This window comes from Kitasatospora sp. NPDC059973, assembly GCF_042737525.1.
Lineage (GTDB): Bacteria > Actinomycetota > Actinomycetes > Streptomycetales > Streptomycetaceae > Kitasatospora.
On record NZ_JBHWUI010000243.1, the window covers coordinates 1 to 8916 of the forward strand.

Annotated in this window: 7 protein-coding genes and 1 pseudogene; 5 read left to right on the top strand and 3 right to left on the bottom strand. The window is 75.3% G+C overall.

What is annotated here, in order from left to right; genetic code table 11:
* On the top strand, positions 1 to 1023 hold a 1023-nt coding region (gene sucB, locus ACFWA9_RS36375; RefSeq protein ID WP_380393357.1), incomplete at its 5' end, for a 2-oxoglutarate dehydrogenase, E2 component, dihydrolipoamide succinyltransferase.
* Between the two features lie 184 nt (positions 1024 to 1207).
* A complete protein-coding gene (locus ACFWA9_RS36380) occupies positions 1208 to 1723 on the top strand; it encodes a DUF4240 domain-containing protein (protein ID WP_329487336.1) in 516 nt (171 codons plus the stop codon).
* 179 nt (positions 1724 to 1902) lie between these two features.
* On the opposite strand, the gene ACFWA9_RS36385 is transcribed toward ACFWA9_RS36380, so the two are convergent.
* Both ACFWA9_RS36385 and ACFWA9_RS36390 read right to left on the bottom strand, forming a co-directional pair.
* On the bottom strand, positions 1903 to 2946 hold the full coding sequence (locus tag ACFWA9_RS36385; protein WP_352287011.1) for a DUF2510 domain-containing protein: 1044 nt from the start codon (positions 2944 to 2946) through the stop codon (positions 1903 to 1905).
* 208 nt (positions 2947 to 3154) lie between these two features.
* Positions 3155 to 3652, bottom strand: a complete 498-nt coding sequence (locus ACFWA9_RS36390; RefSeq protein ID WP_380393360.1) for a GNAT family N-acetyltransferase — start codon at positions 3650 to 3652, stop codon at positions 3155 to 3157.
* 73 nt (positions 3653 to 3725) lie between these two features.
* On the opposite strand from ACFWA9_RS36390, the gene ACFWA9_RS36395 reads away from it, so the two are divergent.
* From ACFWA9_RS36395 to ACFWA9_RS36405, 3 genes are all read left to right on the top strand, one after another.
* Positions 3726 to 4631 (top strand): TIGR01777 family oxidoreductase, encoded by a 906-nt coding sequence (locus ACFWA9_RS36395; RefSeq protein WP_380393363.1) that lies wholly within the window; start codon positions 3726 to 3728, stop codon positions 4629 to 4631.
* A gap of 535 nt (positions 4632 to 5166) precedes the next feature.
* Positions 5167 to 6498 carry an FAD-dependent oxidoreductase gene (locus ACFWA9_RS36400; protein ID WP_380393365.1) on the top strand — a complete coding sequence of 444 codons (1332 nt, stop codon included), beginning with the start codon at positions 5167 to 5169 and terminating at the stop codon, positions 6496 to 6498.
* 104 nt (positions 6499 to 6602) lie between these two features.
* Positions 6603 to 7832, top strand: coding sequence for a cation:proton antiporter (locus ACFWA9_RS36405; RefSeq protein WP_380393368.1), 1230 nt, complete (start codon positions 6603 to 6605; stop codon positions 7830 to 7832).
* 53 nt (positions 7833 to 7885) lie between these two features.
* Here the strand turns inward: ACFWA9_RS36405 and ACFWA9_RS36410 are convergent.
* Positions 7886 to 8916: pseudogene (locus ACFWA9_RS36410) on the bottom strand (regulator); the annotation flags it as partial.

Here is an 8916-nt window from a genome sequence, read left to right on the forward strand (position 1 = left end):
GCCCCCGTCGCCGCTCCGGCTCCGGCTGCCCCGGTCGCGCCGGCTCCGGCCGCTCCGGTCGCCGCCCCGGCTCCGGCCGCCACCGCGCCGGCCGCCGACAGCGGTGACGCCTACGTCACCCCGCTGGTGCGCAAGCTCGCCGCCGAGCAGGGCGTCGCCCTGGCCTCCGTCACCGGCACCGGTGTCGGCGGCCGCATCCGCAAGCAGGACGTCATCGCCGCCGCCGAGGCCGCGAAGGCCGTTCCGGCCCCCGCCGCTGCCGCCCCGGCCGCCGCGCCGAAGGCCGCCGCCGCGCCGTCCCCGCTGCGTGGCCAGACGGTCAAGATGACCCGCATCCGCAAGGCCATCGGCGACAACATGCTGAAGGCCCTGCACGAGCAGGCCCAGCTGACCAGCGTCGTCGAGGTGGACGTCACCAAGGTCATCTCGCTGCGCGGCAAGGCCAAGGACGCCTTCCTCGCCCGCGAGGGCGTGAAGCTGTCCCCGATGCCGTTCTTCGTCAAGGCCGCCGCCCAGGCGCTGAAGAGCCACCCGGTGATCAACGCCCGCATCAACGAGGCCGAGGGCACCGTCACCTACTTCGACTCCGAGAACATCGGGATCGCGGTGGACTCCGAGAAGGGTCTGATGACCCCGGTCATCAAGGGTGCGGGCGACCTCAACATCGCCGGCATCTCGAAAAAGACCGCGGAGCTGGCCGGCAAGGTCCGCGGCAACAAGATCACTCCGGACGAGCTGTCCGGCGCGACCTTCACCATCAGCAACACCGGTTCGCGCGGTGCGCTGTTCGACACCGTCATCGTGCCGCCGAACCAGGTCGCCATCCTGGGCATCGGCGCGACGGTCAAGCGCCCGGTCGTCATCGAGGCCGACGGCGGCACCGCCATCGGCATCCGTGACATGACCTACCTGTCGCTCTCCTACGACCACCGCCTGGTGGACGGCGCCGACGCCGCCCGCTTCCTGGTGGCCGTCAAGGAGATCCTGGAGGCCGGCGAGTTCGAGGTCGAGCTCGGCCTCTGAGCCGGCCGCCACGGCAGCCCACGGCAGTACGGAACCCCGCGTCGTCCCCGGACGGCGCGGGGTTCCGCGTTGGCGCCCGGCCGCCCGGCAGCGGCCTCGGTACCCGTACTCCCCCGGCGCGGCCCGCGTTTCGCCGGGCCCATCGCATGCGATCGCGCGGGCGAACAGGGATGCTGGAGCGGTGATGGACGAGACCGACTTCTGGCAGATCATCGACGACACCCGGGAGGACGCCGACGGCGACCCCGACGAGCAGGCGGAACGGCTGGTGGAACGGCTCGTCCAACTGACCCCGGACGACGTCATCGACTTCGCCCGGCTCTTCGAGGCCCGGTTCCAGCGCGCCTACCGGACCGACCTGTGGGGCGCGGCCCACCTGCTGCTGGACGGCGCCTCCGAGGACACCTTCGACTACTTCCGCTGCTGGCTGATCGGCCAGGGGCGGGAGGTGTTCGAGGGCGGCCTGCACGAGCCGGACGATCTGGCTGACCTGCTCCCGGAGTTCGACGAGGAGGAGGACGGCGAGGCCGAGGACCTGGGCTACGCGGCCGACGAGGCGTACGAGCAGTTGACCGGGCTGCCGCTGCCCGAGGTGGGCGACCGGCAGCCCGCGCGTCCGGCCGGCGCCGCGCTGGACTTCGAGGACCCGGACACGATGGCGAAACGGTTCCCCAAGCTCTGGGAGCGGTACGGGGACTGACCCGGGAGCGGTACCGGGAGCGGCCCGGCGAAGGGTCCGGCCCGGCGGGAGGTCCGGCCCGGCGGGAGGTCCGGCCCGGCGGGAGGTCCGGCCCGGCGGCGGCCGGAACGCCGGAGCGGGTGCCCGAGCGGGTGGCTCGGACACCCGCTCGGGGTGCCGGTGGCGTCGGACGCCCGGGCTCAGGTGCCGGAGCCGGAGCCGCTGCCGTCCTGCTTGATGCCCTTGAGGATCTGGTCGAGCACGGTGGGATCGGGTGCGCCCGCGGCGTCGTCGACCCCGCCCTCGAAGGCCACGAAGCCACCGCCCTTGGCCGGGACGGCCGCCAGCAGGATGTAGCCCTTGGTGCCGTCCGAGGTGGTGATGTGCCACCGCACCGCGTAGCCGGAGACGCCCGCCACGGTGGTGTTGGCGGAGCCCGCGTCGGTGTGCGAGGTGATCCCGGTGAAGATCGCCGCCGCGTAGGTGGGCATCGCCGCCTCCGCCGCCGCCCGGGCCGAGGCTCCCGGGATGGTGTCCTTCTCCACCGAGAACTGGCCCCTGATGCAGGAGCCGCCGCCCGGGCAGGTGTAGCGGCCACTGCCCAGGAAGACCGTCGAGTGCGTGGTGTCGGTCTGCGAGTCCCAGCCCTGGAAGATCGGCACCGTGATGGAGTGCTGGGCGTCCGCGGCGGTGTCCTTGACCACCGGCACCGGCGGCAGGCTGGGGGCCGGCGTGGGCGTGGGCGCGGGTGTGCGCGTGGTCGGGCCGGGGCTCGGCGTCCGGCTCGGGGTGTCGGTGACGGTGACCGTCGGCACCGGCTCCGGGTCGGCCTTGGGATCGCCGCCGCTGTTGAGGGCGATCGCGGCGACCACGCCGACCACGGCCAGCACGCCGACCACGATCCCCACGACCGCGCCCGGCTTCATCCGGCCGGGCGGCGGCGGTGACGGCGGATAGCCGCCCTGCGGGTAGCCGTAGGCCTGCTGGTCCGGCGTCGGGTAGCCGTAGCCGGGCGTGCCCTGCTGGGGCGCGCCGTAGCCGTACGCGGGCGGCGGGGAGACGGGGGCGGGCTGCTGCGGGGTCTGCCAGGAGACCTGGGTCGGGGCGTCGGCGAGCCCGCCGCCGCCCGCCTGGAGGGGGCGGACGTCGCTGGTCCAGGCGTTGCCGTCCCACCAGCGCTCATGACCGGGCGTGCCGTCCGCACCCGGTACCGGGTACCACCCGGGAGGCGTCGAGTTGCTCACGGCCGTACGGTACCCGGCGCGGCACTGCTCCAGACAGGTTGGGTTTGTCACGAGTCTGCACCACCCGGGGGACCCTGATCTGATGTCCCGTCAGTGACTCGGGCCCCGGGAGGCGGCACGCGGCCCACCCGCCGCGCCGGAGGGGGCGACGGGCGACCCGCCAGGCGCGGGAGGGCGGAGCGCGGGGTCAGCCGAGCGGAGCGCGGGGTCAGCCGAGCAGTGAACGGGCCATCCAGATGTCGTCCACGTACCGGCCGTCGATCAGGAACTCCTCGGCGAGCGAACCCTCGACCACGAAGCCGCAGGCCTCGTAGAGGCGGCGGGCCGGGGCGTTGTGCCCGAGCACCCGCAGGGTGATCCGGCGCGCCCCCTGCTCCGCGGCGGCCGCACAGCCCGCCTCCACCAGCGCCCGGCCGACGCCCCGGCCGCGGGCCCCGGAGGAGACCGCCAGCCCCTGGATCTGCCGCACGTGCCCGTTACTGGCCAGCGGGGTGGGCGGAACCACCCGGATGTAGCCGACGATCCGGCCGTCCAGCAGGGCGAGCAGGAACTGGTCCGGGGTGTGGCGCGCGTCGAACACGGTGTCCCCCTCGGCCGGCTGCGGGGCGACGTCGCTCTGCCAGGACCAGGCGGCCCGGTTAAGCGCGGAGAGTTCCTTCTCGTCCTCGGTCTGCGCGGGACGGATGATCAGATCTTCGGCGTGCATGCGCGCCATGCTAGTCAGCCGCGCCCGGGGTGGATACGGAGTTCCGGCCGCCGGAAACTGCGAGGATGGGTCCATGCGCATCGCGGTCACAGGATCCACGGGATTGATCGGCTCGACACTCGTCCGCTCGCTGCTGGCCGACGGCCACGAGGTGGTCCGGCTGGTCCGGCACCGCTCCAGAACCGGTCCGCGGCCGGACGGGACGACGGCGATCGGCTGGAACCCGCTGCTGGGCCAGGTGGACCGGGCCGGGCTGGCCGGCGTCGAGGCGGTGGTGCACCTGGCGGGCGCCGGGGTCGGCGACCGCCGCTGGACCGACGCGTACAAGCGGGAGATCCGGGAGAGCCGGGTGCTCGGCACCGAGACGCTGGCCGTCGCGATCGCCGAACTCGACAAGCCGCCCCGGGTCTTCGTCAGCGCCTCGGCCGTCGGCTACTACGGCCAGACCGGCGACCGGGTGATCGACGAGGACTCGCCCGCCGGGGACGACTTCCTCGCCGAGGTCTGCGTCGAGTGGGAGGCCTCCGCGCGGCCCGCCGAACGGGCCGGGATCCGGGTGGTCCACCCGCGCACCGGGCTGGTGCTCTCGGCCGCGGGCGGGGCCGGCGGTCGACTCTTCCCGCTGTTCCGCCTGGGGCTCGGCGGGCGGCTCGGCGACGGCCGGCAGTACTGGAGCTTCATCTCACTGGCGGACGAGGTCGCCGCACTGCGGTTCCTGATCGACCGCGACGACCTGAGCGGCGCGTTCAACCTCAGCGCGCCGGAGCCGGTCACCAACGCCGAGCTGACGGCGGCGCTCGGCCGGGTGCTAAAGCGTCCGACGCCGTTCCCGGTGCCGGAGGCGGCGCTCAAGACGGTGCTGGGCGAGCTGGCCGTCGAGGTGACCGGCAGCCACCGGGTGGTACCGCGGCGGCTGCTGGAGGCCGGCTTCCGCTTCGAGCACCCGGACGTGGACTCGGCGGTGCGGGCGGCACTGTAGCGGCGGGGCGGCGTCGCGGCGGTTCCACGGGGTGGCGGCACTGTGGCGACGGGGACGTGCGGGCGCGGCGGTGCCGTCGCCGCGGGGCGGCATGGTGGCGGCCGCTCCGGGCGGCCGCGGGGTGCGCGCGGAGCGGGCGCGTCCGGTAGGGCGCCTGCGGTAGGCCGAGTGGTCCGGGCGCGGATGCCCCGCCCGGGCCGCCCGCGTACGCCCGCTACGGCATCAGCCCTGGCCGGGGGCATATGCCGAGCGGGGTCGGGAGGGGCTCCGGGAGGGGGCGCACGGGAGCACGAACCAGGCGCGCCGCACGCCCCTGGTGACGGTGCGCGCCCATGGAGCCCGAACAGGACCACTTGCGGGCACCGTGTGTGACCGCGCCCCCACCGCATGCTGTCGAACCCTCCCCGGGACCCGGATAGGGCCCGGTGTGCTTGTCTGACGCTCGCACTGACTGGGCATCACACCGTCGGACCGTGTCCCGGCACCCCGCTGCCTGCGTCGGCCGAAGCTCCGGGACCAGGGAGGGAGCACGCCAGTGCCCACATACGACTTCACCCGCCGCACCCGCCGACAGTCCGATCCGGACGTCGTCGTGGTGGGGGCCGGACTCGCGGGCCTGGCCGCCGCCCGCGCGCTCACCGGCTACGGCCTGACCGTCCAGGTCCTGGAGGCCTCGGGCCGGATCGGCGGCCGGATGGCCACCCGCGAGCTGGACGGCTTCCGGCTCGACCACGGCAGCCAGTTGCTGAACACCGCGTACCCCGAGCTGAGCCGGGCGCTCGACCTGGACCGGCTCGGTCTGCACCCGCTCGCGCCCGGCGTGCTCGTGCACAGCGGGGGCCGCCGCTACCGCGCCGGGGACCCGCAGTTGACCGCCGCCCGCCAGGCGGCCTCCCGGGCCCCGCTGGGCAGTCCGCTGGACAAGGCCCGGCTGGGCAGCTGGCTCAGCCGGCTGGCCGCCACCCCGGCCGGCCGACTGCAGGCCCGGCCGGAGACCACCACCGCCCGCGCGCTCGGCGAACGCGGGCTCGCCCCGCGCACCGTCGACGGCTTCCTGCGGCCGCTGCTCGGCGCCCTGCTTAGCGATCCGGCCCTGGGCACCAGCAGCCGGATCGCCGACCTGGTGCTGCGCTGCTACGCGCGCGGCCGCCTCTGTCTGCCCGCCGACGGGATCGCGGCCGTCCCGGCCCAGGTGGCCGCCGCCCTGCCGGCCGACACCCTGCGGTCCGGCGTGCGGGTCACCTCGATCGCGGCCGACGGCGTGGAGACCGCCGGCCACGGCCGGATCGGTGCCCAGGCCGTCGTGGTGGCGACCGACGCACGCTCGGCCGCCGCGCTACTGCCCGGGCTGCGGCTGCCGGACTTCCACCCCGTCACGACCTTCTTCCACGCCGCCGACCGGGCGCCGATCGGCGAGGCCGTCCTGCTGCTGGACGGCGACCGCCCGAACGGCCACCCGCCGCTGGTCTCGCACTCCCTGGTGCTCAGCGAGCTGCACCACTCGTACGCCCCGCCCGGGCAGGCCCTGATCGCCACCACCGTGCTGGGGCGGCGCTCCTTCGACTCCGGCGGGCCCGCCGCGCTCGAACCCGCGGTGCGGGCCCGGCTGGCGGAGCTGTACGGCGTCCCGACGAAGGGCTGGCAGTTCCTGAGCGTGCGCCACGTCCCGGACGCGGTGCCGGCCATGCCGCCGCCGCACAACAACCGCCGCCCGGTGCGCCTGCTGGCCGGGCTGTACGTCTGCGGCGACCACCGGGACACCAGCAGCGTCCAGGGCGCCCTGGTGTCGGGGCGGCGGGCGGCCCTGGCCGTGGCGCGCGACCTCGGGCTGCCGGTCTCCGCCCGGGAGGCGGAGGCAGCGGCGTAACACGCGGCCGCCGGGCTGCCGGTACGGCATGCCACGGCGTGCCAGTATGCCGATATGACCGCTAATCGGACGTCTTCCGTCCAGGACCCCGGGCCCCTCGCCCGGTGAGCGCCGACTGCCGGATCGACCCGCTCGCACTGATCCTGATCCCGGCCGCCGCCGTGGCCGCCCCGCTGCTGGCCGATCGGCTGCTGCGGTGGGTCGCCGTGCCCACGGTGGTGTTCGAGATCGTGCTCGGCGTCCTGATCGGCCCCGACGTCCTGGACTGGGCGCAGGTCGACGGGCTGGTCGACGCGCTCTCCGAGTTCGGCCTGGCGATGCTGATGTTCCTGGCCGGTTACGAGATCGACTTCGCCAAGCTGCGCGGCGGCCCGCTGAAACGGGCGGGCGCCGCGTGGCTGGTGTCCCTGGCGGTGGCCCTCGGCGTGGGCGCCATGGTCAACCGGGACCCGCTGAACGGCGCCTTCGCCGGGCTCGCGCTCACCACCACCGCGCTCGGCACCATCCTGCCGATCCTGCGCGACTCCGGGGAGCTGCCGACGCCGTTCGGCTCGCTGGTGATGGCCACCGGCGCGGTCGGCGAGTTCGGGCCGATCATCGCGGTCGCGATCCTGCTCAGCGGCAACAGCCCGGCCAGGACCGCCGTCATCCTGGCCGTCTTCGCGGTGATCACGACGGCCGCCGTCGGCTTCGCCCGGCGGCCCCGGCCGGACTGGGTGACCCGGCTGATCCGCCGAACCCTGCGCACCTCCGGCCAGTTCGCGATCCGCACGGTGATCCTGGTGCTGACCGCGATGGTGTCCGCCGCGGTCTGGCTCGACCTGGACATGCTGCTCGGCGCCTTCACCGCCGGGATCGTCTCCCATCTGCTGCTGACCGACGTGCCCGAGGCCACGGAGGAGGTCATCGAGGCCAAGCTGGAGGGCATCGGCTTCGGCTTCCTCGTGCCGGTGTTCTTCGTGGTCAGCGGGATGAAGTTCGACCTGGAGGCGCTGCTCCGGGACCCGGGCAGCCTGCTGCTCGTCCCGGTGTTCCTGCTGCTGCTCCTGGCCGTGCGCGGACTGCCGGCGGCCCTCCTCGCCCCGATCGGGCTGGGCCGCCACGACCGGGCGGCGCTCGGCCTGTACGGCGCGACCGCGCTGCCGCTGGTCGTGGTGATCACCACGATCGAGGTGGACGCCGGGCACCTGCCGTCCTCCACCGCGGCCGCGCTGGTCGGCGCGGGCATGCTCTCCGTCCTGGCCTTCCCGCTGCTCGCTCAGCGGCTGCGCGGGAGCGCCCGCCCACCGGCCGCCGGGGGCGACCGGCAGCGGGTCAACGCCGAGAGCTGGTAGCCGCCGCGGCGGGCCGGCCGGGCCCGGCCGGGCGGCCCCGGCGCGGGCCGTCGTCAGATCACCCCCGCCTGGCGCGCCGTCTCCTCGAAGGCGCGGGCCACCGGACTGCCCCGGTAGGGGGTGAGCCGGCGGTGGAAGTCCCGGACGTACTCCAGCGAACGGGCCGAGCGCATCTCCCCGGCCGCCCGCAGCGCGTCGGTGGCCATGGTGCACGCCTCGTCCAAGTCCCCCATGCCGAGCCGGGCGGTGGCCAGCACCATCCGGCAGAAGATCCGGCTGCGGGCGTAGGCGGGCGAGCGCAGCCGCAGGGACTTCTCGGCGTGCTGCGCCGCCGTCCGCCACTGCTGGAGGTCCCGGTAGCAGTGGGCGAACTCGTCGGAGAGCTGCGCCTCGTCGAAGTAGCGCGCCCAGGAGGGCAGTTCGTCGCCGGCCCGGGCGCCGGCCAGGGCCCGCTCGGAGCGGACCAGGGCGGTGGTGCAGGAGCGGACGTCGCCCAGCAGGCCGTGGCCGCGCGCCTCGGCGGCGTGCAGCAGCGACTGCACGGTGGGCGGCACGGCGGTGCCCACGCCCTGCTGGGCGACCCGGGCCAGCTGGACCGCCTCCCGGCCGTGGCCCAGGTGGACGGCCTGCTGGCTCATCGTCACCAGGATGTAGCCGCCGAGCGCGCGGTCCCCGGCGGCCTGGGAGAGCCGCAGGGCCTGGACGAAGTAGCGCTGGGCCAGGCCGTGCGCGGCGATGTCGAAGGACGTCCAGCCGGCGAGCCTGGTCAGGTCGGCGACGGCCCCGAAGAGCGCCCGCCCGATCTGCTCGCCGTAGCGGCCGCGCAGCATCGGCTCGGCCTCGCTCTCCAGGTAGCGGACCAGCGCCTGGCGGGCGTGCCCGCCGCCGTAGGCGTGGTCCAGCGCGCGGAAGAGGTCCCCGACGGCGCGGATGGCGGCGATGTCGCCCCGGCCGACGCGCAGGGCGGGCCTCGGCTCGCGGGCCGGGTCGGTGTACGGCGGTTCGACGGCGGTGGGCGGCCGACGGCTCTGGGTCGGCACCCGGCCGAGCGCGGCGGCCGAGGCGGCCGGGGCCGGCGGTGCGC

What these genes read in the sequence shown, in the direction of transcription:
- ACFWA9_RS36380 (WP_329487336.1), top strand. Translation starts at nt 1,208, where the DNA reads ATGGACGAGACCGACTTCTGGCAGATCATCGACGACACCCGGGAGGAC.
- ACFWA9_RS36390 (WP_380393360.1), bottom strand. Translation starts at nt 3,652, where the DNA reads ATGCACGCCGAAGATCTGATCATCCGTCCCGCGCAGACCGAGGACGAG.
- ACFWA9_RS36395 (WP_380393363.1), top strand. Translation starts at nt 3,726, where the DNA reads ATGCGCATCGCGGTCACAGGATCCACGGGATTGATCGGCTCGACACTC.